This window comes from Nonomuraea sp. NPDC051298 (assembly GCF_055586305.1).
The window spans coordinates 1-24,251 of the sequence record NZ_JBVJIM010000045.1 but is presented as its reverse complement, the minus strand read 5'-3'; the positions used below and the strand labels follow the sequence as shown (position 1 = coordinate 24,251).

The following is a 24,251-nucleotide window of genomic DNA, read 5'->3' as shown; positions in this document are numbered from 1 at the left end:
TCAGCCCACGCTCACCACGTCGTGCGTGTCGGCGAAGTGGCAGGCGCTCTCGTGCCCGGTCCCCGACCGGATCTGCAGCAGCGGCTCCTCCTCCGCGCAGATCTCCTGCGCCTTCCAGCACCGCGTACGGAACCGGCACCCGCTCGGCGGGTTGGCCGGAGACGGCGGGTCACCCTGCAGGATGATCCGCTCACGACGCTCCCGCCCGTCGGGGTCGGGCACCGGCACCGCCGACAGCAGCGCCTGCGTGTACGGATGGGCGGGCTTGTCGTAGATGTCGGCGTCCTTGCCCAGCTCCACGAACTTGCCCAGGTACATCACCCCCACCCTGTCGGAGATGTGGCGCACCACCGACAGGTCGTGGGCGATGAAGATGTAGGCCAGGTTGAACTCGTTCTGCAGCCGCTCCAGCAGGTTGATGACCTGCGCCTGGATCGACACGTCCAGCGCCGAGACCGGCTCGTCGCAGACGATGATCTCCGGCTGCAGCGCCAGCCCGCGGGCGATGCCGATGCGCTGCCGCTGTCCGCCGGAGAACTGGTGCGGGTAGCGGTTGATGTGGTCGGGGTTGAGCCCGACCACCTCCAGCAGCTCCTGCACCCGCCGGTGCCGGTCGCCCTTGGGCGCGACCTCCGTGTGGATCTCGTACGGCTCGCCGATGATGTCGCCGACCGTCATCCGGGGGTTCAGCGAGGTGTACGGGTCCTGCATCACCATCTGGATGTTGCGGCGCATGCGCTTCAGCTCGCCGCCCTCCGCCTTGGCGATGTCCCTGCCGTTGATCTTCACCGAGCCCGACGTGGGCCGTTCGAGCGCCATCAGGACCTTGGCGAGCGTGGACTTGCCGCAGCCGGACTCGCCCACGATGCCCAGCGTCTCGCCCTTGTTCAGGTCGAACGAGACGCCGTCGACGGCCTTGATCGCGCCGATCTGCTTCTTGAAGAGGATCCCCTGGGTGAGCGGGAAGTGCTTGACCAGGTCGCGCACCTCGAGGATGCGCTCACTGTTCGCCATCGAGGACCTCCCTCCAGTAGTGGCAGGCGCTGCCGCGCGTGCCGCTGATCTCGTAGAGCTGGGGGACGTCGGACACGCAGTTGTCCTGCCGGTACGGGCACCGCGGGTGGAACGAGCACCCCTCCGGCAGATCCAGCAGGTTGGGCGGCAGCCCCTTGATCGCGTACAGTTCCTGGCCCTTGAGGTCGACCCGGGGGATCGAGTCCAGCAGGCCCTTCGTGTACGGGTGCGCCGGCGACTTGTAGATGTCGTACACCGGGGCGTGCTCGACGATGCGGCCCGCGTACATGACCGCGATCTTGTCGGCCACGTCCGCCACGACGCCGAGGTCGTGGGTGATCAGGATCAGGCCCATCTGGCTCTCGCGCTGCAGCTCGGCCAGCAGTTCCATGATCTGTGCCTGCACGGTCACGTCGAGCGCCGTGGTGGGCTCGTCGGCGATCAGCACCTCGGGGTCGAGCGCGATCGCCATGGCGATCATGATGCGCTGGCGCATGCCGCCCGAGAACTGGTGCGGATAGTCCTGCACCCGCTGCCGGGCGGCCGGGATGCGGACCCTGTCCATCAGCTCGACGGCCTTCTTCATGGCGTCGCCCCTGGACATGCCCCGGTGCACCCGGAACATCTCGCTGATCTGCCAGCCCACGGTGAACACCGGGTTGAGCGCGGAGAGCGCGTCCTGGAAGATCATCGCGATCCGCTGGCCGCGCACCTGGGTGCGGGCCTCCTCCGACAGCTTGAGCAGGTCGGTGCCCCTGAAACGGATCTCCCCCTTGGGGATGACCGCGGGCGGCATGTCGAGGATGCCCATGATGGCCTGGGCCGTCACGGACTTGCCCGAACCCGACTCGCCCAGCACCGCCAGCGTCTCGCCGGGGCCGACCGAGTAGCTCACGCCGTTGACCGCGCGGACGACCCCGGCTCGCGTGCCGAACTCCACGTGCAGGTCGTCGACCGCGAGCAGCGGTTCGTCGCCGAGCCCTCCCTCGGCCGGCAACACATCCGCGGACGTCTTCTTCACTTGATCCCCCCTCCTACCTGAGCTTCGGGTCGAGCGCGTCGCGTACGGCGTCGCCCATCATGATGAACGCGAGCACGGTGACGCTCAGGAACACGGCGGGGAACACCAGCGGCAGTTGCGCCTCCAGGAACCTGTTGCGCGCGTCGGCGATCATCAGGCCCCACGAGATGTCCGGCGACTGCACGCCGACGCCCAGGAACGACAGCGCGGCCTCGGCCGCGATGAAGCTGCCCAGGTTGATCGTGGCCACGACGATGACCGGGGCCAGCGAGTTCGGCAGCAGGTGGCGGAACATGATCCGGCCCGCTCCCGCGCCCAGCGCCCTGGCCGCGACCACGAAGTCCTGGCTCTTCGCCGTGATCACGGCGGCCCGCATGATGCGGTACGTCATCGGCCAGCCGAGCACCGCCAGCGCGATGATCACCAGCAGGATGCTGTTGGCCCGGCCGCGGAACGTGGCCGCGATCAGCAGCGCGCCGAGGATCGGGGGGATGGCGAAGAAGATCTCCGTGACGCGCGAGGCGACCGTGTCCACCACGCCGGCGCGGAAGCCGGCGATGATGCCGAGCAGCCCGCCGATGAGCGTGGTGATCAGCGTGGTGAACACGCCGATCACGATGGAGTTGCGGGCGCCGTAGATCGTCCTGGCGTAGACGTCGCACCCCTGGTTGTCCCGGCCGAACAGGTGGCCGGGGCTGGGCCCCTGACGCGCCGTGGACAGGTCGCAGGTCCTGGCGTTGAACGGGTCGATCGAGGTGAACAGCGACGGCCAGAACGACATCACCAGCAGGATCAGGATGATGATCACCGAGATGATGAACATCGGCCGGCGTCTGAGGTCATACCAGGCGTCGGACCACAGGCTGGCGGGCTTGTTGCCCTTGTCCTTCTTGCTCTCACGTGCCGGCGCCGGCGCGGTCACCGTGTCCGAGACCAGCGTCTGGGTCTCCGGGAGTCCCGGCCCGACCGGCGGGGTTGGGTTACTCATAGCGGATCCTCGGGTCTAGCACGGCGTACAACAAGTCGACGACCAGGTTGGCCAGGATGTAGATCAGCACCAGAATGGTGACGATGCCCACGACAACCGGCTGTTCCCGCAAGTAAACCGACGTGAAGAGCTGATTGCCAATCCCCGGGAGATTGAAGATCGTCTCCGTGATCACCGCGCCGCCCATCAGGTTGCCGAGGTCGGCGCCCAGATAGGTGACCAGCGGGATCAAGGCGTTGCGCAGGCCGTGCCTGCCGATGACGCGGCGTCTGGACAGGCCCTTGGCCGTGGCGGTGCGGATGTAGTCCGCCCTGAGCGTCTCCACCAGGCTCGTCCTGGTGAGCCTGGTCAGGTACGCCACCGAGACCCCGGCCAGCACGAAGCCGGGCACCAGGTAGCTGCGCAGTCCCGCGAACGTGCCCGCGACCGGGAATATGTCCAGGCCGGTCCACTGCTTGAGCTTCACGCCCAGGACGAGTTGCAGGACGAAGCCGCTCACCAGGGTCGGGACCGAGATCAGCAGCAGGGTCGAGGCGAGGATCATGGTGTCGGTGGACTTGCCGCGGCGCAGCGCCGCCCACAGGCCGAGGCCGACGCCGATGACGGCCTCCATGACCAGGGCCACCAGCGCCAGGTTCAGCGTGACCTGGAACTTGCCCGCCATGATCTGGGAGACCGGGACGTCGGCGAAGTTCACGCCGAAGTCCCCGTGGAGGAGCACCCCGCTGATGTAGTACCAGTACTGCAGCAGCAGCGGGTCGTTGAGGTGGTACTGCTCGCGCAGGACCTCGGCCACGGCCGGGTCCGGGCGCTTGTCTCCGAACAGCGCCGCGATGGGATCACCAGGCAGCGCGAAGACGATGCAGAAGATGAGTAGTGTGGCGCCGAGCAGGACGGGTATCGCCTGGATCAAACGCCTAATGACATATCGGCCCATTCCAGCCCTCCGGTACGCACTTGGAGGCAGCCCCCCTGAGTCCGTGATTTACCCGGCTCGAGTGACTGCCTCCAAGCTCAGTCCTTCGACGGGTGGACGGCAAGTGCCGTCCACCTCGCGAATGACGTCAGGCCTTCTCGATGTCGGCCCAGTTGACCTGGTTGAGCAGGTTGAGCTTGACGTTCTTGATCTTCGTGGAGTGCCCGTAGTTGCTGCGGTAGAAGTAGACCGGGATGTACGGCAGCTCCTTGATCAGGATGTCGCCCGCCTGCTGGTAGAACTTCAGGCCCTCGGCGGCGTCCGTCGCCTGGTCACCCTTGGCCACCAGGTCGTCGAACTCCTTGTTGGAGTAGCCGCCGTAGTTGGAGCCGGTGCCGATGGCGCCGGTGCCGAAGATCGGGGTCAGGTAGTTCTCGGCCGACGGGTAGTCGATCGACCAGCCCATGCGGAACAGGCCCTTGTACTCCTTGGCGTCGAGCGCGTCCAGGATGCCCTGGAACTTCTCGAACGGCTTCGGCGTGACCTCGATGCCCAGGTTGGAACGCAGGTTGATGGCGACGGCCTCGATCCACTCCTTGTGGCCGCCGTCGGCGTTGTAGCCCAGCTCGATGGTCTTGGGCCCGTTGGCCGACTCGTACAGCTTCTTGGCCTCGGCCGGGTTGTACGAGCACGCCTCGCAGGCGCCCTGGCGGTAGCCGGGGATGGCCGGGTTGATGAAGTCGTCGGCCGGGGCACGGGTGCCGGAGAACACCGTGTCGGTGATCGTCTTGCGGTCGATGGCCATCGAGATGGCCTTGCGGATGTCGACGTTGTCGAACTCCTTGTTGTACCGCAGCGGCACGCCGATGTAGCCGATGGCGGCGTCGGGCTCGTCGAAGTAGCGGTCGCCGAGCACGGACTTGGCCGTGGAGATCGCGGTGGCCGGCAGGGAGTCGTGGATGTCCAGGTTCTCGGCCTGCAGGTCGTTCCACGCGGTCTCGGAGCTGGTGTAGACCTTGAACTGGAGCTTCGTCCAGCCGGTCGGCTTCTTGCCGGTGAACTTGTCGTAGACCGACATGTCGATGGTCTGGTCGGTGCCCTTCTTGTAGGGCTTGTCCAACTTGAACAGGCCCTGGCCGACCGGCTTCTCACCATAGGCCTGGGTGATCTTGCCGTCGGGGCCGAGCGCCGACTGGGGCAGCGGGTAGAAGGCGGTGTAGCCCAGCATGGTCTTGAACTGCGAGAACGGCGCGGTGAGCGTGACCTCGAGCGTGCTGTCGTCGACGACCTTGAGACCCTTCATCTCCTTGACCGTCGGCGTCTTGCCCTCGCCCGGGTGCACGTCCAGATAGCCGTCCACGCGGCCGAAGAAGTAGGACGCGCTCATGGCGTTGTCCTGCAGGGCGGCGTAGTTCCACGCGCGCGCGTAGTCGGCGGCGGTCACGGGGGTGCCGTCGTGCCAGGTGTAGCCGGACTTGAGCTTGATCGTCCAGACCTTGCTGTCCGTCGTGGTGACGGACTCCGCCGCCTCCTCGACCGGCTGCTTCTGCTCGTCGTAGCGGACGAGCGGGGAGAACACGGCCGCGAGTACCTCGGAACCCTCGGTCTCAGAGGTGTTCTGCGGGACGAGGAGCTCCTGAGGCTCGCCGACCTCCATGCGGACCGGCGTCTCTCCGCCGCCGCCCGCAGCGGTGCCACCGTTGTCCGAGGCACCGCCGCCACACGCGGCAACCGCGAGAGCGAGCAGCGCGGTACCGGCGACGATCTGTGCGCCCTTAGTAACACGCATGGTGAAAGAATTCCTCCCTCTACAGGTGGGCGCCTAGCGCTGAGCTGCAGTGATCATGCGCAGCCTGACGGTGGGTTCCTGGTATCCCTCCGGATTTGGCTGACCTGGTCAAACCAGCCGACGCCCTGCCAGTCGATCGCGACTATCCCTCACTACTTGCCACCAGGGAGTCTCTGGCGCGTTGCAGTTCGGTCACACGTGCGCCTATCCAACGTCACAGACATTTAGCCCGATGATTCGCAAACGGCGCAAATCACCTCTGACGGGAAGGTCCTGGACGTGAACAGTCGATGAAAAATACCCCCTACACGACCACAGTCGCGCCCTTGCCAGCACGCCCCGGCTCGCTGGGCTACGGTTGAGCAGGTCTTGACGACGCCTTGGAACCCGGCGTCCGAAGGCACCGTCCAACTGTCTGTCGCGAACCCTCACGACAGGCACTTCACCGACCGGGATCCAATAGAGTCCTTGCCATGAGCCAGCCGGAATCCGCTGTAGCGGACGCCCAGGCGGGCGGCCGAAGCGGGCAGGAGCCGCTGGCCAAGCTCGCCAAGAGATACGGCCTTCGCCGTGCCATCGCACGGCCGAGGTTTCCTGTCTACGTGCGCCAGCTATGGCAGCGCCGTCATTTCATCCTGACGTACGCGACCTCGCGCAACGTCACGAAATATTCCAGCTCGGCGCTCGGCCAGCTCTGGCAGGTGCTGACCCCGCTGCTCAACGCCGCCATCTACTTCCTGATGTTCGGCCTCATCCTGGGCGGCGGCAAGGACATCGTGAACTATCCGGCGTTCCTGCTGACCGGGATGTTCATCTTCACCTACACGCAGCGCACGGTCACCGCCGGCGCGAAGTCGATCTCGGGCAACCTGTCGATGATCAGGGCGCTGCACTTCCCCCGGGCGTCGCTGCCGCTGGCGTACACGATCCAGGAGCTGCAGCAGCTCGCCATCTCCATGGGCGTGCTGCTCGTCCTCGTGGTCATCACCGGCGAGTGGCCCACCTGGTTCTGGCTCATGATCCCCGTGGTGCTCCTCCTGCAGACGATGTTCAACATCGGCGCCGGCCTCGTGATCGCGCGGCTCGGCGCCACGATGCGCGATCTCAACCAGTTGCTGCCGTTCATCACCCGCACCTGGCTCTACGCCTCGGGCGTGTTCTTCTCGATCCAGGACAAGGTCGTCACCTCCGCAGAGCTGCCCCAGTGGGTGGCCAACGTGATGTACCTCAACCCGGCGGCCTCGTTCATCGAGTGGATGCGCGAGATCCTCATCACTACGCACAACCCCGAGTTCGGCCACCACCCCCCGCCGATGGTGTGGATGTCTTGCGTATTCTGGGCGGTGTTCGCACTCGGCTTCGGCTTCTGGTACTTCTGGCGGTCCGAGGAGAGGTACGGGCGTGGCTGAACTGACCAAGGAGCTGTCACAGGTGAAGGCCGACAAGCCCACCGCCCCCGGTAAGGATGTGAAGGTGCATCCCGCCCCGGAGCCTTCGGGCAAGCGGCCCCTCGATGCGCCCACGGGCACTCCCACCGTCATCGTCGACGACCTCCACATCGTCTACCGCGTCTACGGTGCCGCCTCCGACGCCGAGAAGGGCAACGCGGTCAACGCGCTCACGCGCGTACTGAAGCGCCAGGGCCGCCCGCAGATGAAAGAGGTCCACGCGGTCAAGGGCGTGACCTTCGTGGCCTACCACGGCGACGCCATCGGCATCGTGGGGCGCAACGGGTCGGGCAAGTCCACCCTGCTGCGCGCCATCGCGGGCCTGCTGCCCCCGCACAAGGGCGCCGTCTACACCGACGGCCAGCCCTCGCTGCTCGGCGTCAACGCGGCGCTCATGCGCGAGCTGACCGGCGAGCGCAACATCGTCCTCGGCTGCTACGCCATGGGCATGACGCCCGCCGAGGTCAGGGAGAAATACCAGGAGATCGTCGACTTCTCCGGCATCGATGAGTTTGTCCAGCTCCCCATGTCCACCTACTCCTCCGGCATGGGCGCCCGCCTGCGCTTCGCCATCTCCTCCGCCAAGACGCACAACGTCCTGCTCATCGACGAGGCCCTGGCGACCGGCGACCGCGAGTTCCGCAAGAAGAGCGAGCAGCGCATCCGCCAGATCCGCGAGTCGGCCGGCACGGTCTTCCTCGTGGCCCACGACCTGCGGGTCATTGAGGAGACCTGCAACCGGGTCATCTGGCTGCACAAGGGCAAGGTCAAGATGGACGGCGACCCGAAGGAAGTCATCGCCGCCTACAACAAGGGCTGACCTCCGTATCACCACCCCCACCTCCGCCAGGGCGTTCCCCCGCCCGAGTGCGGAGGTTTTCGCATGCCCGGGTTCGATCTTGTGTGCGAAACGGGCACGGCTGGAGGGGCAAAAAACTGACAGGGCGACTGCCGTTCCGATAGGATTCGAACGTCAATTCGAGCTGAGGAACGGTGATGGAGTGGGGGCGCGCGATGGGGGAGCTTTCGGCCGCGATTGACCACCTGGCCACCGAAGACGTGACCGAGATCCCGAGACTGCAGCTCGCGGAGCAGCTTCTCGAGCTGCACTGGCAGATGGCCAGGCTGCAGGCCCAGATAGCCCGCCGCACGGGCGTCCGCCTGCTCTGAGGCTTCTCGGCGAGCGCCCTGAGACCGCCCGGAGACGCCGAAAGGATCACAGGGGCACCTGGAGCGCCCACCGCCTCGAACGTCGCCCGGAGGCGACCACATCCCGCCCCACGGGCCGTTCTGGAGGCGGCGAGCCGCCCAGGAAACGCGAATCGCCGCCGGCCCCGGGGTGGGGCCGACGGCGGGGGCGGGGCTCGCGTGGCGCCGCTGCCCTGCAGTGGCGGCGCGGATACGCGAGCGCGCCCCGGGCGCGGGCGCGTCCACCCAAGCCCGTCATGAGACCACCCGCTGGTGGCGGGGGCTCAGCAACCCACGCGCGGAAGTGCCAACGGGCGCCCGGCACCTTTGGGCGCCCCGTGTGGCCTGCCGCGTCAGTGTGACGGCGTCCCGATCAGCGGAGCCCGGTCCGGACCGCGGCCATGGGCTCCGACCGGGCGACCCCGTTCGATCAGGGGGCGCCGGTCATGGGAGTGCACGCCGTCGGGGAACTGCTGGAGCGCACGAACGGACCGCCCAGGTCACCGGCGGGGCCGATGCTCGGGCGTCGGCACCTGTGACGCCCGCGAACCGTCCTGCCCGGCCCCGAGGCCGGCCTCGCTCATCAGCGCGTTCATCGCGGCCTAGTCGCGAGCCCAGGAGTTCCGCACCGAGCTCGTCAGCGCGTCGGTGGTCCAGCCCAGGGCGGTGATCACGTCGCTGTACGAGCCGGCGGCCTTGGTCCCGCGGGCCGTGACGAAGGACGAGCTGCTCTCGACGAGCGGGGTGAGCTCGTCCATGGCGATGGCCTGCGAGGTGGCGGGCAGCGCCTCCACGACGGGCGCCATCTCGGCCGGGGCCACCCGTCCGACCATCGGCGACAGCTCGCCGCTGGAGGCGTGCGGCAGCGCGCGCCTGGCGGCCTCGGTGAGCCCGGCCACGGCGGAGTCGGCCGACAGACCGGCCACGCCCTGGGTGGTCCCTGCCAGGGTCTTGGACGTGGCGTCGCCGGTGCCGACGAAGCCGATGCCCGACGACGGCAGCAGGCCACTGGCGTACAGCTTGTGCGCGGCGCCCCCGACGGACGACTCCAGGGTGCCGGTCACCGCGCCGAACGTGCCGCGCACGGTGGCGCCCTCAGCGGTGGCCCCGCTCTGCCCCTGCTTGCCCGCCTTTACGGAGGGCGTGGCGGGCTCCGCCATGCGGGCGGCGCCCGACAGGACCGGCAGCGGCAGTGACTTGGTCAGGCCGCTCCCGCCGAGCGGGATGCCCATGACGATGGGCGACAGCTCGGGCAGCGGGCCGCCGGTGCGCGTGACGTCCTCGAACGCGTTGGCCGTGGTGATGGACTCCGCCATGTTCTCGCTGGCGGCGTCGCGCTCGGCCTCGGTCATCTGGGCCGCGCCGGACTTGGGCTGCGACCCGCCGAGCAGGCCGCTCAGCAGGCCGCTCCCGACCAGGCCGCCGAGCAGGCCCCCGAGCGGGCTGGCTGCAGTGGTGCCTCCGCCCGGCCCGTCGATGGGCGCGTACCTGGCGGTGTTGGAGTGAACTTCCGCTTGCGCCGGCACGGCCATCGCCGCCGCCGCCAAGCCGAATGCTGTGACGGCTATCGCCGCCTTGACTACTCGCTTCATGATTGCCTTCCCGGCTCGTGATCGATCGCTCTCGAATGCGATGGAAATGCGAATCGATAACCCCCGTTTGCCGTGGCGAACGCGCTATGGGCACCACACGAAGCGTGCCGCTACGGCTGAGCTACGGAAGCAGTTCTATCACTCGGATTGATCGGCCGCAGGCGCATGAATGCCCATGTAGCCGGGGTTTGCAGCTCGGTTACCGAGTAAAGGGAGAGCGTTGAGCGGAGCGACAAAACGGAAATAGGAGGGTCTTGTTTCCAATATTGCGCGCACTCGTACGCGCCACGCGGAGGGGCGCCGCCGGCCCGTGCACAAAGGGTCGCGAAAACAAATGTGACGGGCCGCGGCGCGAATTCTTGCGGCCGCGGAGGGACGCGCGCGGCCGGTCAGGTGGGCAGCAGGGCTTCGGCCGGCTCGAACGGAAAGCGGTCGGCCAGGGCCGGGCGCAGATCCGTCAGCCACACCGCCGACGGGTCGTAACGCGCGAAGAACGGCCGCCCCACCAGCGAGGGATCGCGGGCCTGGATGAAGTGCAGCATGAAGACCCGCTCACCGGCGATTTCCGTGACCCCGTCGACGCACACCTTGCCCGGCGTCGCCGACATCGACGGCCCGCGCACCGTGCGGCAGAGCCCGGAGACCCGCGAATAGGCGTCCCTGAAGATCTCGTACGCCCGTGCGAGCGGCACCGCGAAGTAATCCTGCGGCCCGGTGTCGCGCTCGACGAACATGTAATAGGGAATCATCCCCATCCGGAGCTGACGCCGCCACATGTCCGACCACACGCCGGGGACGTCGTTGATGGACCTGATCAACGGCGCCTGGGTCCTGATCGTGGCCCCGCTGCCGAGAAGGCGTTTGACCGCCGATTCGACCAGCGTCGGCTCCAGCTCGCGCGGGTGCGAGAAGTGGGCCATGAACGCGAGGTTCTTGCCCGACTCCACCACGCGCTCGAACAGGCGCAGGGTGTCGTCGGCGTCGGGATCGGTGGTGAAGCGCTGCGGCCAGTAGGCCAGTGCCTTGGTGCCGATCCTGATGGACTCGAGCTGCTCCAGCTCGAGCAGTGGCTCGATGTATCGCTTGATCACGGGCTCGCCCATGATCATCGCGTCGCCGCCCGTGATCAGCACGCTGGTGACCTCGGGATGCCGGCGGATGTAACCGACCATCTGGTCGATGTCGTCCGAGGCGAACTTGAGGTCGGCGTCGCCGACGAACTGCGCCCACCGGAAGCAGTAGGTGCAGTAGGCGTGACAGGTCTGCCCCTGCTTGGGGAAGATCAGTACAGTCTCAGGATATTTGTGCTGCATGCCGGGAACGGACTCGTCACCGATCTTCGGGACGTTGAGCTCCTTCTGCCCCGCGGGGTGGGGGTTGAGCTGTGCGCGTACGCGGTTCGCCTCGGCCTGGATCTCGGCGTTGGGCGCCTCGGCCTTCAGCAGGTCGGCCAGCCGCGCGACGTCCGCGGCGGGCAGCATGTCCTCCTGCGGGAAGACCAGCCGGTAAATGGGGTCGTCGGGGGCGGCCGACCAATCTATGAGTTCATCGACGACGTAGGCGTTCGTCCGGAAGGGCAGCACCGTGGCGACGGCGCGGACTTTGAGCCGCTCGTCGTCCCCCAGCCCCGCACGCTGCAGGAGCTGGTCGAGGTGCTTGGACGTGTACGCCCGGAAGCGTCGCGTGCCTGCCTGGTTCAAGATCACTAGGCCGTTCCCATCTTTTTTGTTCGATCGGGCGTAAACCTCACGACCCTGTCGCGCGTCTACGGTCCTTAATACCCGGACGCAGACACTGCTGTCACCGGTTCCGCTGGGCTCCAAGTTTTCCCTGAGGTTCACGGACACTCGCGACATATCTCGTATGGGCATACACTGACTTGTCATGACCCAGGATCCGGAGCTGCGCGCCTCCGACGCCGACCGCGACCACGTCGCCGCGGTGCTGGGCGAGGCACTCGCCACAGGAAGACTCACCAGCGCCGAGCACGCCGACCGCCTCGACGTCACCTACACCGCCAAGACGGTCGGCGAACTCGTCCCCCTCACCCGCGACCTGCCCGAGGTGTCCGCGTCCGGAGCGCCCGCCGCCGTCGAGCGGCAGGTCATCCACTCGAGGTTCAGCAAGATGGTCCGCAAGGGCCGCTGGGTGGCCTCGCGGAACATCGCGCTGTCGGCCCACTTCGGGGCGCTCATCATCGACCTGTCGGACGCCGTGCTGCCCGGGCGCGAGATCACGATCAGGACCCACGCGCGCTTCAGCAAGATGATCATCCGCGTGCCGGAGAACGCCCACGTGATCGACGAAGGCAGCTCGGCCTTCGGCAAGCGCAACGTGACGGGCGGCGGCCCGGGGACCGAGGGCCCGCTGATCAGGCTGACGGGCTCGTCGGCGTTCTCCAAGGTGATCGTCACGCGCGGCAAGGACGACTGGAACCTCCACTGACGCAGGTCAGGACTGGAAGGCGGCTCAGCGGGAACCATCAGGGCCTACCCGCCGGTTAACCTGACACCTGCCTTGCCTACGATGCGGACATACCGAGCCCGCGTTCCGGCCAAGCCGTGACGGCGGGCTCGATGCCGTACGAGGTGATCATTGTCCGACAGCAGGCCCATCGCGGTCGACGCCATGGGCGGCGACCACGCACCGCACGAGATCGTGGCCGGAGCGGTGCACGCCGTACGCGAGCGCGGCCTGTCCGTCGTGCTCGTCGGCGCCCCACGCGTGCTCTACGAGGCGCTGGCCGACCACGACGCCACCAAGGAGGTCCCGATCGTCCGGGCCGAGGAGGCCCTGGCGATGGACGAGGGCGCGCTGGCCAGCCTGCGCCGCCCCCGTTCCAGCATCGCGATCGCCTGCCACCTCGTACGCCGCGGCGACGCGGCCGCGGTCGTGTCCGCCGGATCCACGGCGGGCATCGTGGCCACCGGCAGGCTCCGCCTCAAGGGCCAGCAGGGGGTGCTCAGACCGGCCATCGCCGTCGCGTTCCCCACCCTCCCCACGCCCACCGTGCTGCTCGACGCCGGCGCCAACGCGGAGGTCAAGCCGGAGATGCTGGTGCAGTTCGCGCAGCTCGGCGCCACGTACGCCGAGCTGGCCCACGGGATCCACGAGCCCAGGGTGGGCCTGCTCACGATCGGCAGCGAGGCCGAGAAGGGCGACAAGCTGGTCAGGCGGGCGCACGAGCTGCTCCAGGGCGTCACCGGCCTGAACTTCACCGGCAACGTCGAGGGCCACGACCTGCTGACCGGCAAGGTGGACGTGATCACCACCGACGGCTTCACCGGGAACGTGGCGCTCAAGACCGTGGAGGGCGCCGTCCGCTACGCCTTCGCCGAGCTGAGGGAGGCGGTCGAGGAGAGCAGGCTGGCCCGGCTGGGCGCTCTCATGCAGCGCTCGCGCATCCGCGACCTGCGCCGCCGCCTCGACCCCGAGGCGTACGGCGGCGCCGTGCTGCTCGGACTCAACGGCACCGTCGTCATCGCCCACGGCTCGTCCAGGGCCCAGGGCATCAGCGCCGCGTGCCGGCTCGCCGCCGACATCGCGGCGGCCGGGGTCGTGTCCACGATCGGCGACCGGATGGCCGCCACCGGCCGCTCCCATCGGCTCTGGTAAAGACCTAAGTCGCTCCCGCGGGGAGCCGCGAAGCCTTAGGGTGACTGCGATCCACAGATACGGGGGGTTATGTGGACGGGCTCACCTCAGTGACGTCTGGGCTCACTTCGGCGCAGGTCGCGGGGGCGAAGGCGAACCATGTCCCGCGCCGGTCGAGCAGGTCGCTGAGCGCGATTCTCAGGGCGAACGTGTTCACCCTGTTCAACCTGGTCATCGGCATCCTGTGGGCGCTGATCCTGATCTTCGGCGAGTGGCAGGACGGCCTGTTCGGGCTGGTCATCGTGGCCAACGCGCTGATCGGGATCATCCAGGAGCTGCGGGCCAAGCGGACGCTCGACCGGCTGGCGGTGATCAACGAGGCCCCCGTACGCGTGCGCCGCGACGGCGCCGAACGCCAGATCCACCCCCGCGACATCGTGCTCGGCGACCTGATCCTGCTCGGCCCCGGCGACCGCCTGCTCGTCGACGGCGAGGTCGTGCACTCCGACGGCCTCGAGGTGGACGAGTCGCTGCTGACCGGCGAGGCCGACCCGGTGCACAAACAGCCGCGCGACCAGGTGCTGTCGGGCAGCTTCGTGGTCGCGGGCTCGGGCGCGTTCGTGGCCACGAGGGTCGGCACCGACGCATACGCCGTCAAGCTCGCCGAGGAGGCCAGCAAGTTCCACCTGGCCCACTCCGAGCTGCGCGCCGGCGTGGCGAACTTCATCAAGTACATCACCTGGCTGGTCATCCCGATCGGCGCCCTGCTGATCTACAGCCAGCTCCACAACTCGGCCGACCTGCGCACCGCCGTCACCGGCGCGGTCGCGGGCATCGTCACCATGATCCCCGAGGGCCTGGTGCTGATGACCTCGATCGCCTTCGCCGTCGGCGTCGTACGCCTGGGCCGGCGCCAGTGCCTGGTCCAGGAGCTGCCCGCGATCGAGGGCCTGGCCAGGGTCGACGTGCTCTGCCTCGACAAGACCGGCACGCTCACGGCCGGCGGCATGGACCTCGACCAGGTGCTGCCCGTACGCGGCGGCGAGCCCGTCGACGAGGCGCTCGCCGCCCTGGCCGGCCTCGACGACCGGCCCAACGCCACCGCCCAGGCCATCCGCGCCCGCCACCCCGCCGCCCCCGACGGCTGGACGGCCCGCTCGACCGTGCCGTTCTCCTCGGCCCGCAAGTGGAGCGGGGCCGACTTCGGCGAGCGCGGCACGTGGGTGCTGGGCGCGCCCGACGTGCTGCTGCGCGGCGGCGACAGCTTCGACAGGGCCGCCGAACTGGCCACCACGGGCAGCCGGGTGCTGGTGCTGTGCCGTACCGACAGCCTGTCCGGCACCGAACGCGGCGACGCGACCGTCGAGCCCGTCGCGCTCGTCACCCTCGCGCAACGCATCAGGCCCGACGCCCGCGAGACCCTGAGCTACTTCGCCAAGCAGGGCGTGACGGTCAAGGTGATCTCCGGCGACAACCCGGTGGCGGTCTCGGCCATCGCCACCAGCCTGGGCATCCCCGGCGGCGAACGTTCCGTCGACGCCCGCGTCCTGCCGCACGACGACCCCGCCAAGCTCGGCCGGCTGCTCGACGAGCACACCGTCTTCGGCCGGGTCAGCCCGCAGCAGAAGCGGGAGTTCGTGGCCGCGCTCCAGGCGCGCGGCCACACCGTCGCCATGACCGGCGACGGCGTCAACGACGTGCTCGCGCTCAAGGACGCCGACCTCGGCATCGCCATGGGCGCGGGCAGCCCGGCCACCAAGGCCGTGGCGCAGGTGGTGCTGCTCGACGACAAGTTCGCCACGCTGCCGCACGTCGTGGGCGAGGGCAGGCGCGTGCTGGCCAACATCGAACGCGTCTCCAACCTCTTCCTCACCAAGACCTTCTACGCGATCGTGCTGTCGCTGCTCGTCGGCGTGGCCGGGCTGCAGTTCCCGTTCGCGCCGCGCCACTCGACCCTGGTCAACGCCCTGGTCATCGGCATCCCGGCGTTCTTCCTCGCGCTGGCGCCCACGATCGAGCGCTCCAAGCCCGGGTTCGTGCCGCGGGTGCTGCGCTTCGCCGTACCGGCCGGAGTGCTGTGCGCGGCGGCCGTGCTGCTGTCGTTCTGGGCCGCGCACAGGGGCACCTCCACCCTGCTCGAAGACCAGACGGCGGCCGTGATCACGCTCTTCCTCACCACCTGGTGGGTGCTGGTGCTCATCGCCAGGCCGCTCACCTGGTGGCGGGCGGGGCTGGTCGGGGCCATGGCGGTGCTGTTCGCGATCGGCCTGACGCTGCCTTTCATCAGGGAGTTCTTCGCCCTCGAACCCGGCGATCTCGGCAACGACCTGACCGCCGTCGGCATCTCGATCGTGGCGGCGGTAATGATAAGCGTGGCGGTCAGGCTCGCCGGTACCCTTAGACCATGACCGACCCGCAGATAGTGCTCACCGAGCGCGTCCAGCAGGCGCTGGCCCGCGCGTTCGGCTCAGAGCACGCCGACGCAGATCCGCTGATCCGGCCGTCCCAGTTCGCCGACTTCCAGGCGAACGTCGCGATGAGCCTGGCCAAGCGACTGCGACGGAGCCCGCGGGAGGTCGCCGAGGCCATCAGGGCAGAGCTGGCCGACTTCCCCGGCACGGTCGAGGTGAGCGGCCCCGGTTTCCTCAACATCACCCTCGACGACTCGTGGATCGCCGCCGAGGCCCGCGAGATGCTGGCAGACCCGCGGCTGGGCGTCACCACGAGCACACCGGCCCAGACCGTGGTGATCGACTACTCCGCGCCCAACGCGGCCAAGGAGATGCACGTCGGCCACCTGCGCACCACGATCGTCGGCGACTCGCTGGTCCGCCTGCACGAACACCTGGGCAACACCGTCGTCAGGCAGAACCACCTGGGCGACTGGGGCACCCCGTTCGGCATGCTCATCGAGCACCTGCTCGACATCGGCGAGGAGGCCGCGGTCGCGCAGCTCGAGGCCGGCATGGGCACGGAGTACTACCAGGCGGCACGGGCCAAGTTCGAGCAGGACGAGGGGTTCAAGACGCGCGCGCGGGTGCGGGTCAGCACCCTGCAGTCGGGCGACCCCGCCACGATGCGGCTCTGGCACCTGTTCATGGACGCCACCGTCCGCTACTTCAACAAGATCTACGGCCTGCTCGGCGTCACGCTCACCGACGCCGACATCGCGGGCGAGAGCATGTACAACCCCATGCTCCAGAAGACGTGCGACGACCTCGAGTCGTCCGGGGCGGCGGAGATCAGCGAGGGCGCGCTCTGCGTGTTCCCGCCCGGCTTCACCGGCTCCGACGACAGGCCGCTGCCGCTCATCATCAGGAAGAGCGACGGCGGCTACGGCTACGCCACCACCGACATGGCGGCCATCCGCTACCGCGTCCACGACCTCAAGGCCGACCGCATCCTCTACGTCGTCGGCTCCGACCAGGCGCTGCACTTCCGCATGGTGTACGCCGCCGCGCGGATGGCGGGCTGGCTGCCCGACACGGTCTCGGCCGAGCACATCCAGATCGGCATGATGCTGGGCAAGGACGGCCGCCGGTTCAAGACCCGGTCCGGCGAGTCGGTCAAGCTCAACGACCTGCTCCAGGAGGCCGTCGACCGAGCCACGGCCGCGATCGCCGAGCGGGGCTACGACGAGGCGACCCAGAAGGAGATCGCCCACGCCGTCGGCATCGGCGCGGTCAAATACGCCGACCTGTCGGTCAGCCACGACAGCGAATACGTCTTCGACTTCGACCGCATGCTCGCCTTCACCGGCAACACCGCCCCCTACCTGCAGTACGCGCAGGCCCGCATCCGCTCGATCTTCCGCCGCGGCGAGGTCGACCCGGCCACGGCCACCGGCCCGATCACGCTCGGCCAGCCCGCCGAGCGTGCCCTGGCCCTGCAACTGCTCGGCTTCGGGGCGGTGCTCGAGCAGGCCACGGCCCTCAGCGAGCCACACCGGCTGTGCGCCTACCTCTACGCCACCGCCTCGGCCTTCACCGACTTCTTCGAGCAGTGCCCCGTGCTCAAAGACGGCGTCGAGCCCGCCACCCGCGACTCCCGGCTGGCCCTGTGCGCGCTGACGTTGCGGGTGATGGAGACCGGGCTCGGTCTGCTCGGCGTCCCTGTCCCCGAGCGCATGTAAACAGGCAGTTGGCTCAAAGTCTCCCGTACCGTCGTGGGCGCGCCTCCACCGGGTTGGCGCGCCCCAACGGCTAGGCTTTACGCGGTCATGAACTGAGGCCGAAATGGGGGAGTTCTCTGCCTTGAGCACGGACCTGACTGCGAGCCCCCCAGCAGCGACCGAATTGCATCGCTATGCCGAGGCGCTGCTGGCGCACCTCGCCGCCAAGGGCACCGCGCCACCGGCCGCACCCAGCTTCAGCGACGTACCCGGCTACTGGCTGCCACCGGCCGTCGAGGCGCTGGTCGCCATCCTCGCCGGTGACGACCCGCTCGAACCGCTGAGCAAGGCCGCCGGCCGCGACCAGCAACAGACCGCCCTCTTCCTCTGCCTGGCCCTCGCGGTGTCCGGGCAGGGCAGCCGCATCCACGCCTCCTGGCTCGGCACCGCCTTCGGCGAGCTGTCGCTCGACCACCCGGTCACGCACGGCCAGCGCTCGCTGTGGCTGGCCGCCGCCCGAGGCGCGTACGGGCCCGCCGGCAAGATCTTCGTCCTGCGCAAGCTCGACGCCCTCGCCATCCAGAAGCACACCGACTCCGCACAGTGGGTACAGGCACTCGTACCCGGCGAACCCTCGGTCGTGGTGCCCCCGTCACTGGCCGACTTCCCGGAGATGGCGGAGATCCCCGAACTGGCCCGGCCCTCCGTGGCCGCCGCCCGCCTCGCCAGGCTGCGCGGCAGGTGCGCGGAGATCACCTCGGCGCGGCAGGCCGAGCATGACTCCGCCGCGCCGCTGGACAACAGCTCCGGCAGCCGCCCGGCCACGTCCTGGGCCGAGGACGAGCCGCTCGCCGTACTCCGTACGCTGATCGGCCAGGGTGGGCCGGCCGGGCCGATGGCGTCGCTGAGCACGTACCTGCTGGATGACCTGCGTCCCGGCGCCGACCCGCACCTCGCGGCGATCGCGCTGCACGTGGCGGCGCCCATCCTGCGCGGGGTGGCCGAGGAGCTCGAGGCCGACAGCCGCCTCGAACCACCGGCCACGCTGACCGTCCCGCTGCTCGGCCACCGCATCCACCTGCGTCCGGAGGGCCCCGACCAGGCTTCACTGGCCGCGGCCGAGGAGGCGATCCTCACCGAGGGCGTGGTGCCACGCGGACGGCCGTGGGCCGCCGTGGTCCTCATCGTCGCCGGGGTGGCCTGCCTCATCGGGGCGGCGTTCGCCAGCCGCCTGCTCGGGGCGGCCGCGGTGGCCATGGTGGGCCTGGCCGGCTGGCAGCTCTGGCAGCGCCGCAAGCTCGCCGAAGCGGACGCCCGCTACGTGGCCGCCCAGGTCAGCGAACTCAAGGAGCTGGCGGAGGGGGCAGTGTGGGCCCTGCACGCCTACGCCCGGGAGTCGGAGACCCGGGCGAAGCAGGCCGCCACCGACGCGGCGGAACTGAGCCGCCTGGTCCGCCGCGGCCCCCGCGCCGCCCACTGAGAATCCGACCCCGCACCGCCCGCTGAGAACCAGGCCCCGCGCCACCCGCCGAGAGCCCAACTCACGCACCGCCCGCTGACGCCAACCTGCCGACCGAGAGCCGCCCCGCCGGGGGCCCGACCCCTCACCGCCCTCGCTGACGCCAAACCTGCCGACCGGGGGCCGCCCTGCCGAGGGCCCTGCCCACGCACGCCCAGTAACGGTCACAAACCCGGCGACGGGCCCAGCTCACACACACCCGAGTAACGATCACACGCCCAGCGACAGGTCCAGCTCATCCACGCCCAAGAAAGGACAGTCGGACGCCCGGCACCGACGCGGCCCACACACCGCCCAGCGACGGCCCGACTCCCACGCACCGCCTCAGCGACGGCCCGGCTTCCACACACCGTCCAGCGACGGCTCGGCTCCCACACGCCCGTCGACGGCACCGTGCCCACGCGCCGTCCACCAGCCAGGAACCCACCATCACGACCGCCCTGCCCTGTCCTGCCCTGTCAGCGGCGGCGGCCGGCGGCCGGCGGCCGTGACGCCCCAGCGACCCCATTCCTCAGCCGCTGGTGGCCCCATCGCCCTCAGGCGGTCCTGTGCAGCCAGCCCGACCTTCTGCGTCCCAGACGCCCTACGCTCAAGTGGTCTCGATCTCCACATGCGCCGGGGCGAGCAGGAAGACCCGCTCGGCAATGCGCTCGATACGCCCCTCGCACCCGAAGGCCAGCCCGGCGGCGAAGTCCACCATTCTCGTCGCCTCGGACATCGGCATGCCCGTGACATCCATGATCACCGTCTGACCGTCGCGGAAATGCTGGCCGATCAACGGCGCGTCGTTGTACTTGAGCGGCTGGACCATGACGATCCGTGACGAGTCGACGTTCGCGCGCCACCGCCGGGCGGCCCGCTCCGTCGCGGGGACGTATTCGTCCTCGTAGTGCTCGTCGTCGTCATAGCCCTCGTCGTAGTGATCGACCCCGCTCAGGCCAAGGTAGCTCACCACCTTGCGCACAGCCCCCATCGGCTTGTCCTTTCCTCAGGAACTCACCGTAATCGGCACGTCCCTACACATTGGACGGTAACCGACGATTCCGCATTCGCCACGCGACACGCCCAGCCCTAATTCCATTTTGTACGGCTTGCAGCCTGCTTGCAGCTCGATATCCGACCCCCGTATACCATCGACCCTCATGCGAGTCTTCACGGTCGACGCCTTCACCGACACAGCTTTCAAGGGTAATCCCGCAGCGGTCTGCCTGCTGGAGACTCCGGTTACTGCACAGTGGATGCAGAGCGTAGCGGCCGAGATGAACCTCTCCGAGACAGCCTTCCTGCTCGGAGATTCACTGCGCTGGTTCACCCCTACCGTAGAGGTCACGCTCTGTGGTCATGCCACTCTGGCGACCGCGCATGCGCTCTATTCGACCGGGGCGGCGACGGGACAGCTCGAATTCAGCACCGCCTCCGGCACCCTTACCGTGAATCGACGCGCCGACGGCATGATCACAATGGATTTCCCGGCCAAGCACGTGACCCCTGCCACCGTTCCCGAGGGCCTGGAGAAAGCGCTCGGGGCCGCCCCGGTACGCGTCGGAAAAAGCCAGCTCGACCTGCTGGTGGAGGTGGAGTCAGCGGAAACGGTACGCACGCTGGCCCCCGATATCGCCGCCCTTGCCGCCCTCGACGCCAGGGGCGTCATCGTCACGGCCCCAGGCACGGAGACCGACTTCGTCTCCCGCTTCTTCGCCCCCAACGTCGGCGTCCCGGAGGACCCGGTGACGGGCTCGGCTCACTGCGCCCTGGCCCCGTACTGGTCGGCCCGCCTCGGCCGCCCCTCCCTCACCGGCGCCCAACTCTCCCCCCGGGGCGGCCTGGTCCACGTCACCCACGCCGGCGACCGCGTCCACCTGGCAGGCAAGGCGGTAACCGTAACGTCCGGCACCCTGCACGTCTGACCCCACCCCAAAGCCCCGTCATACACAAACCAGCGACCCCCGGGCCGCCCCTGGAGCCCTGACCCAGGCCCTCGCCGCACTGAGCGGCGCATCTCCTGACCCGATCAGTCGAATTCGCCGTCCTTCACGCCCCCGACGAGCGCCTTCCACTCGGTGGGCGTGAAGATCAGATTGGGCCGTCCAGATCCTTTCGGTCGCGAACGGCGACCACCCCGAGCGGGTTCATCGCGACCTCCACACACTGACCGCCGTCGCCCGAAGAACGCGACGACCTCCGCCACACGGCGGCGCTCAGGTCCATTCGCGTCTCACTTCCTCAATCTTCTGGACGGACATGCGCCCAAATCGAGGTCACAAGGTCGATATCGGTGGTGATCTGTGCCTGAGCAGGCGCATCTGAGCTGATGACATCCGGATGCCCGTTCGAAAGCTCGGCGATCACGAAGGCACCCGCGAGACCGGGAAGGGAATCCGGGTCCACAACTTGGATAAATACCGACGGATGACGCCTGTCAGGTGCGGGAGAGTCATCCGCAGAGGAAGGGTGAGGCCGAGAAGCCTTGGCGAAGACTCCTCAACGGCGAGGGCAGACAACGTGCGTACACCGACGGGACGCCGCCGCTCTCCCGGCGCGAGCGAACCAACGCCTCCGCCCGCCGCCAACCACAGCCTCGACCACCTCGGCGCTGCCGACACAGAGGGTCGTCATCGACAGAGCAGGTAATGGCAGCATGTGACCATGCGGACACCCCGAGCAAAGTATTTCAACACCACCGGTCCGTGCGACCCACGGCTCCACTACATGCTGCCACCCACGCCGCGGCTCCCCCAGGCGCGAGCGCTCATCGAGATGGATCGCTATTCCGTACTGCACGCGCCCCGGCAGACCGGCAAGACGACCGCGCTGCGCACCCTGGCGTCCGAGCTGACCGCCGAAGGCGACGTCGCCGCCCTGATGTTCTCCTGCGAACGAGCCAAGGCTGCCGGTGACGACTACGCCGCCGCGGAGTCGCTTCTGCTGGATTCCCTCCGCGAAGCCGCCGCGCGATCGGGGTGGCCGGACGAGTTGCTGCCGCCGGATTCCTGGCCGCAGGTCACGCCGGGCAGCCGGTTCGGCAGGGCGCTGAGCGAGTGGTGCCGCCGCTGCCCGCGCCGGGTGGTGCTCTTCTTCGACGAGATCGACGCCCTACAGGGCAACAGCATGGTCAGCATCCTGAGCCAACTCCGCGACGGCCACAACGCACGGCCAGAAGGCCATCCGTTCCCCACGTCCGTGATCTTGTGTGGGCTCCGCGACGTGCGGGACTACAAGGTCGCCTCGGGCGGCGAAGCCGGCCGGTCCAATCTAGCCAGTCCGTTCAACATCATCCGCAAGTCGCTGCGCCTGGACGACTTCACCGCCAACCAGATCGCCGAGCTGTACGACCAGCACACCCAGGCGACCGGCCAGGAGTTCACCAAGGACGCTGTGGACCGGGTCTTCGAACTCACCCAGGGACAACCCTGGCTGGTCAACGCCCTTGCCAACGAAATCGTCCTCGAAATGGAGCTGAGCGGCACCATCAACACCACGCAGGTGGATGAGGCCAAGGAACGGCTGATCCGGGCGCGCGCCACCCATCTGGACGCGCTGGTGGCCCGGCTGCACGAACCCCGGGTCAAGCGGGTGATCGAGCCCGTGGTGGCCGGGTCGTTCCCCAACGTCGACCCCACCTTCTCCGACGACCTGTCCTACGTCCGCGATCTGGGCCTGATCAAGCAGAAACCCCCTCTGGAAGTGGCGAACCCGATCTACCGGGAGGTAATCCTGCGAGTGCTGGGCGACCCGTCGGAGCAGTACGTGATGGCCGATCCGCACAGCTTCGTCATGGCGGACGGCCGCTTCGACCTGCCGCGCCTGCTGGAGGAGTTCATCGTGTTCTGGCGCGAGCACGGCGAAGTGCTCATCCGGCAGGAGGGCTACCACGAGGCCGCCTGCCAGATCATCCTCATGGCCTTCCTGCACCGCCTCGTCAACGGCGGAGGCCACCTCGACCGCGAGTACGCCGCCGGCACCAAACGCCTGGACGTCCTCGTCCGCTGGCCCTACACCAGCCCCCAAGGCGAGCCACTGATGCAGCGCGAGGCCATGGAGCTGAAAGTCTGGCGGGCGGGCGAGAACGACCCGACACCCGACGGCCTCGCCCAGCTCGACCGGTATCTGGACCGACTCACCCTCTCCACCGGCGTGCTGGTGATCTTCGACCGCCGCCCCGAAGCTCCGGCCTGGAAAGAACGAGGCAGTTTCGAGCAGGCGACCAGCCCGGCCGACCGCCAGGTCACCGTCCTGCGTGTGTGACGGGTGCCTGAGTTGCCGGTCAGAACCAGGCCCGCCATTCGAGACATGTGAACACCATGCAGTCCAACTTCCACCGTAGCGTCACAGCTACGACTCCAGCGAACAACTGCCACGCGCTCCTGACGACAGCCAGGAGCTCACCTTCAAATGGTGAACGCGCTGCCTGGACAGACCCATGACACGCGCCGCATCCGGCTCCGACCAGTGGCTCGTGAGCACCCCTCCGGCCTTGACGGCCGACTCCGCAGCAAGCCTGGCATGAGCTTCTGCCAGCTCCTTCTCACGGCTGAAAATTCCGCCACCACCCCCGCGATCTCCCCAGGAAGATCGAAGACGATCTCCACGCCAGAGGTCCTCTCGGGCCACGCCAGGCGTGAATCTCCGCCAAGTCGCGCTCCAATCGACACAGGCAGCCCGCCACACAGCCCTCTTCGATCTCTCTGATAGGGCAGCGCGACACCCACCGTCTGTTCTCAAAGCTGACGAGATACGTGGAGGATTCCTCGACACCGGCACCGACACCGCCTCGTCAACAGTGGAGGCCACCTCTGCCGCGAGAACGCCGCCGACACCAAACGCCTGGACGTCCTCGTCCGCCGGCCACCACCCGTGTTCTGGGGTCCACAACGTCGCCGCCATCGAGCGCAACTCGCCCCAGCCCTGGAGAAGGCGGCAGCAGACGCGCCCACACAACCCCAGAAACAGAAAAGGGCCCAGCCACCCCGGCCAGGCCCACCAAACACACACCCCCACCACCCAGCCAGGGCTCCACCACCCCACAACCACAACCCCTCAAACAGCCACAACAACCCCCAACCAGCCCCTC

Annotated in this window: 20 protein-coding genes; 10 read left to right on the top strand and 10 right to left on the bottom strand. The window is 68.5% G+C overall.

What is annotated here, in order from left to right:
• From ACZ6S0_RS51295 to ACZ6S0_RS51275, 5 genes are all read right to left on the bottom strand, one after another.
• Positions 1 to 1,014 (bottom strand): ABC transporter ATP-binding protein, encoded by a 1,014-nt coding sequence (locus ACZ6S0_RS51295; RefSeq protein ID WP_465928182.1) that lies wholly within the window; start codon positions 1,012 to 1,014, stop codon positions 1 to 3.
• A complete protein-coding gene (locus tag ACZ6S0_RS51290) occupies positions 1,001 to 2,035 on the bottom strand; it encodes an ABC transporter ATP-binding protein (RefSeq protein WP_465928180.1) in 1,035 nt (344 codons plus the stop codon). The genes ACZ6S0_RS51295 and ACZ6S0_RS51290 overlap by 14 nt, the downstream gene beginning before the upstream one ends.
• A 13-nt stretch (positions 2,036 to 2,048) precedes the next feature.
• Positions 2,049 to 3,023 (bottom strand): ABC transporter permease, encoded by a 975-nt coding sequence (locus tag ACZ6S0_RS51285; RefSeq protein ID WP_465928178.1) that lies wholly within the window; start codon positions 3,021 to 3,023, stop codon positions 2,049 to 2,051.
• Positions 3,016 to 3,960: an ABC transporter permease gene (locus ACZ6S0_RS51280; RefSeq protein WP_465928176.1), complete on the bottom strand. Its 945-nt coding sequence runs from the start codon at positions 3,958 to 3,960 to the stop codon at positions 3,016 to 3,018. Before ACZ6S0_RS51280 ends, ACZ6S0_RS51285 begins: the two co-directional genes overlap by 8 nt.
• 127 nt (positions 3,961 to 4,087) lie before the next feature.
• Positions 4,088 to 5,728 (bottom strand): peptide ABC transporter substrate-binding protein, encoded by a 1,641-nt coding sequence (locus tag ACZ6S0_RS51275; protein ID WP_465928174.1) that lies wholly within the window; start codon positions 5,726 to 5,728, stop codon positions 4,088 to 4,090.
• 473 nt (positions 5,729 to 6,201) lie between these two features.
• On the opposite strand from ACZ6S0_RS51275, the gene ACZ6S0_RS51270 reads away from it, so the two are divergent.
• The 3 genes from ACZ6S0_RS51270 (at position 6,202) to ACZ6S0_RS51260 (ending at position 8,346) form a co-directional block, all read left to right on the top strand.
• A complete protein-coding gene (locus ACZ6S0_RS51270; RefSeq protein WP_465928172.1) occupies positions 6,202 to 7,137 on the top strand; it encodes an ABC transporter permease in 936 nt (311 codons plus the stop codon).
• Positions 7,130 to 7,996 carry an ABC transporter ATP-binding protein gene (locus ACZ6S0_RS51265; protein WP_465928170.1) on the top strand — a complete coding sequence of 289 codons (867 nt, stop codon included), beginning with the start codon at positions 7,130 to 7,132 and terminating at the stop codon, positions 7,994 to 7,996. Before ACZ6S0_RS51270 ends, ACZ6S0_RS51265 begins: the two co-directional genes overlap by 8 nt.
• 176 nt (positions 7,997 to 8,172) lie before the next feature.
• On the top strand, positions 8,173 to 8,346 hold the full coding sequence (locus ACZ6S0_RS51260) for a hypothetical protein (RefSeq protein WP_465928168.1): 174 nt from the start codon (positions 8,173 to 8,175) through the stop codon (positions 8,344 to 8,346).
• Between the two features lie 620 nt (positions 8,347 to 8,966).
• On the opposite strand, the gene ACZ6S0_RS51255 is transcribed toward ACZ6S0_RS51260, so the two are convergent.
• A complete protein-coding gene (locus ACZ6S0_RS51255; protein WP_465928166.1) occupies positions 8,967 to 9,956 on the bottom strand; it encodes a hypothetical protein in 990 nt (329 codons plus the stop codon).
• 389 nt (positions 9,957 to 10,345) lie between these two features.
• Positions 10,346 to 11,662, bottom strand: coding sequence for a KamA family radical SAM protein (locus tag ACZ6S0_RS51250; RefSeq protein WP_465928164.1), 1,317 nt, complete (start codon positions 11,660 to 11,662; stop codon positions 10,346 to 10,348).
• Between the two features lie 178 nt (positions 11,663 to 11,840).
• On the opposite strand from ACZ6S0_RS51250, the gene ACZ6S0_RS51245 reads away from it, so the two are divergent.
• The 5 genes from ACZ6S0_RS51245 to ACZ6S0_RS51225 all read left to right on the top strand — a co-directional run bounded on the left by ACZ6S0_RS51245 (position 11,841) and on the right by ACZ6S0_RS51225 (position 19,141).
• On the top strand, positions 11,841 to 12,401 hold the full coding sequence (locus tag ACZ6S0_RS51245; RefSeq protein WP_465928162.1) for a DUF1707 SHOCT-like domain-containing protein: 561 nt from the start codon (positions 11,841 to 11,843) through the stop codon (positions 12,399 to 12,401).
• Positions 12,402 to 12,551: 150 nt separating this feature from the next.
• Positions 12,552 to 13,571, top strand: a complete 1,020-nt coding sequence (plsX, locus tag ACZ6S0_RS51240; protein ID WP_465928160.1) for a phosphate acyltransferase PlsX — start codon at positions 12,552 to 12,554, stop codon at positions 13,569 to 13,571.
• An 89-nt stretch (positions 13,572 to 13,660) separates the two neighbouring features.
• Positions 13,661 to 15,958 (top strand): HAD-IC family P-type ATPase, encoded by a 2,298-nt coding sequence (locus ACZ6S0_RS51235; RefSeq protein ID WP_465928158.1) that lies wholly within the window; start codon positions 13,661 to 13,663, stop codon positions 15,956 to 15,958.
• Entirely contained in the window at positions 15,955 to 17,682 is a 1,728-nt protein-coding gene (argS, locus tag ACZ6S0_RS51230) for an arginine--tRNA ligase (protein WP_465928156.1), read from the top strand. Before ACZ6S0_RS51235 ends, argS begins: the two co-directional genes overlap by 4 nt.
• Positions 17,683 to 17,845: 163 nt before the next feature.
• The gene (locus ACZ6S0_RS51225) at positions 17,846 to 19,141 is read left to right on the top strand and encodes a hypothetical protein (protein WP_465928154.1); all 1,296 of its coding nucleotides are present in this window, start codon (positions 17,846 to 17,848) and stop codon (positions 19,139 to 19,141) included.
• A 628-nt stretch (positions 19,142 to 19,769) separates the two neighbouring features.
• Here ACZ6S0_RS51225 and ACZ6S0_RS51220 read toward each other — a convergent pair.
• The gene (locus ACZ6S0_RS51220; protein ID WP_465928152.1) at positions 19,770 to 20,153 is read right to left on the bottom strand and encodes a cell division protein SepF; all 384 of its coding nucleotides are present in this window, start codon (positions 20,151 to 20,153) and stop codon (positions 19,770 to 19,772) included.
• Between the two features lie 169 nt (positions 20,154 to 20,322).
• Between ACZ6S0_RS51220 and ACZ6S0_RS51215 the strand changes: the two genes are divergently transcribed.
• Positions 20,323 to 21,087, top strand: coding sequence for a PhzF family phenazine biosynthesis protein (locus ACZ6S0_RS51215; RefSeq protein WP_465928150.1), 765 nt, complete (start codon positions 20,323 to 20,325; stop codon positions 21,085 to 21,087).
• Positions 21,088 to 21,253: 166 nt separating this feature from the next.
• On the opposite strand, the gene ACZ6S0_RS51210 is transcribed toward ACZ6S0_RS51215, so the two are convergent.
• Together ACZ6S0_RS51210 and ACZ6S0_RS51205 are read right to left on the bottom strand one after the other, a co-directional pair.
• Positions 21,254 to 21,388, bottom strand: a complete 135-nt coding sequence (locus ACZ6S0_RS51210) for a DUF397 domain-containing protein (RefSeq protein ID WP_465928148.1) — start codon at positions 21,386 to 21,388, stop codon at positions 21,254 to 21,256.
• A gap of 15 nt (positions 21,389 to 21,403) precedes the next feature.
• Entirely contained in the window at positions 21,404 to 21,529 is a 126-nt protein-coding gene (locus tag ACZ6S0_RS51205) for a hypothetical protein (RefSeq protein ID WP_465928146.1), read from the bottom strand.
• Positions 21,530 to 21,826: 297 nt separating this feature from the next.
• Between ACZ6S0_RS51205 and ACZ6S0_RS51200 the strand changes: the two genes are divergently transcribed.
• Positions 21,827 to 23,425 carry an AAA family ATPase gene (locus tag ACZ6S0_RS51200; RefSeq protein WP_465928144.1) on the top strand — a complete coding sequence of 533 codons (1,599 nt, stop codon included), beginning with the start codon at positions 21,827 to 21,829 and terminating at the stop codon, positions 23,423 to 23,425.
• Positions 23,426 to 24,251 lie beyond the last annotated feature (826 nt).

Excerpts from the sequence above, each read along its gene's own strand:
- ACZ6S0_RS51295 (WP_465928182.1), bottom strand. The coding sequence starts at position 1,014 with ATGGCGAACAGTGAGCGCATCCTCGAGGTGCGCGACCTGGTCAAGCAC.
- ACZ6S0_RS51285 (WP_465928178.1), bottom strand. The coding sequence starts at position 3,023 with ATGAGTAACCCAACCCCGCCGGTCGGGCCGGGACTCCCGGAGACCCAG.
- ACZ6S0_RS51280 (WP_465928176.1), bottom strand. The coding sequence starts at position 3,960 with ATGGGCCGATATGTCATTAGGCGTTTGATCCAGGCGATACCCGTCCTG.
- ACZ6S0_RS51275 (WP_465928174.1), bottom strand. The coding sequence starts at position 5,728 with ATGCGTGTTACTAAGGGCGCACAGATCGTCGCCGGTACCGCGCTGCTC.
- ACZ6S0_RS51270 (WP_465928172.1), top strand. The coding sequence starts at position 6,202 with ATGAGCCAGCCGGAATCCGCTGTAGCGGACGCCCAGGCGGGCGGCCGA.
- ACZ6S0_RS51260 (WP_465928168.1), top strand. The coding sequence starts at position 8,173 with ATGGAGTGGGGGCGCGCGATGGGGGAGCTTTCGGCCGCGATTGACCAC.
- ACZ6S0_RS51255 (WP_465928166.1), bottom strand. The coding sequence starts at position 9,956 with ATGAAGCGAGTAGTCAAGGCGGCGATAGCCGTCACAGCATTCGGCTTG.
- ACZ6S0_RS51245 (WP_465928162.1), top strand. The coding sequence starts at position 11,841 with ATGACCCAGGATCCGGAGCTGCGCGCCTCCGACGCCGACCGCGACCAC.
- argS (WP_465928156.1), top strand. The coding sequence starts at position 15,955 with ATGACCGACCCGCAGATAGTGCTCACCGAGCGCGTCCAGCAGGCGCTG.
- ACZ6S0_RS51220 (WP_465928152.1), bottom strand. The coding sequence starts at position 20,153 with ATGGGGGCTGTGCGCAAGGTGGTGAGCTACCTTGGCCTGAGCGGGGTC.
- ACZ6S0_RS51215 (WP_465928150.1), top strand. The coding sequence starts at position 20,323 with ATGCGAGTCTTCACGGTCGACGCCTTCACCGACACAGCTTTCAAGGGT.
- ACZ6S0_RS51210 (WP_465928148.1), bottom strand. The coding sequence starts at position 21,388 with ATGGACCTGAGCGCCGCCGTGTGGCGGAGGTCGTCGCGTTCTTCGGGC.
- ACZ6S0_RS51200 (WP_465928144.1), top strand. The coding sequence starts at position 21,827 with ATGCGGACACCCCGAGCAAAGTATTTCAACACCACCGGTCCGTGCGAC.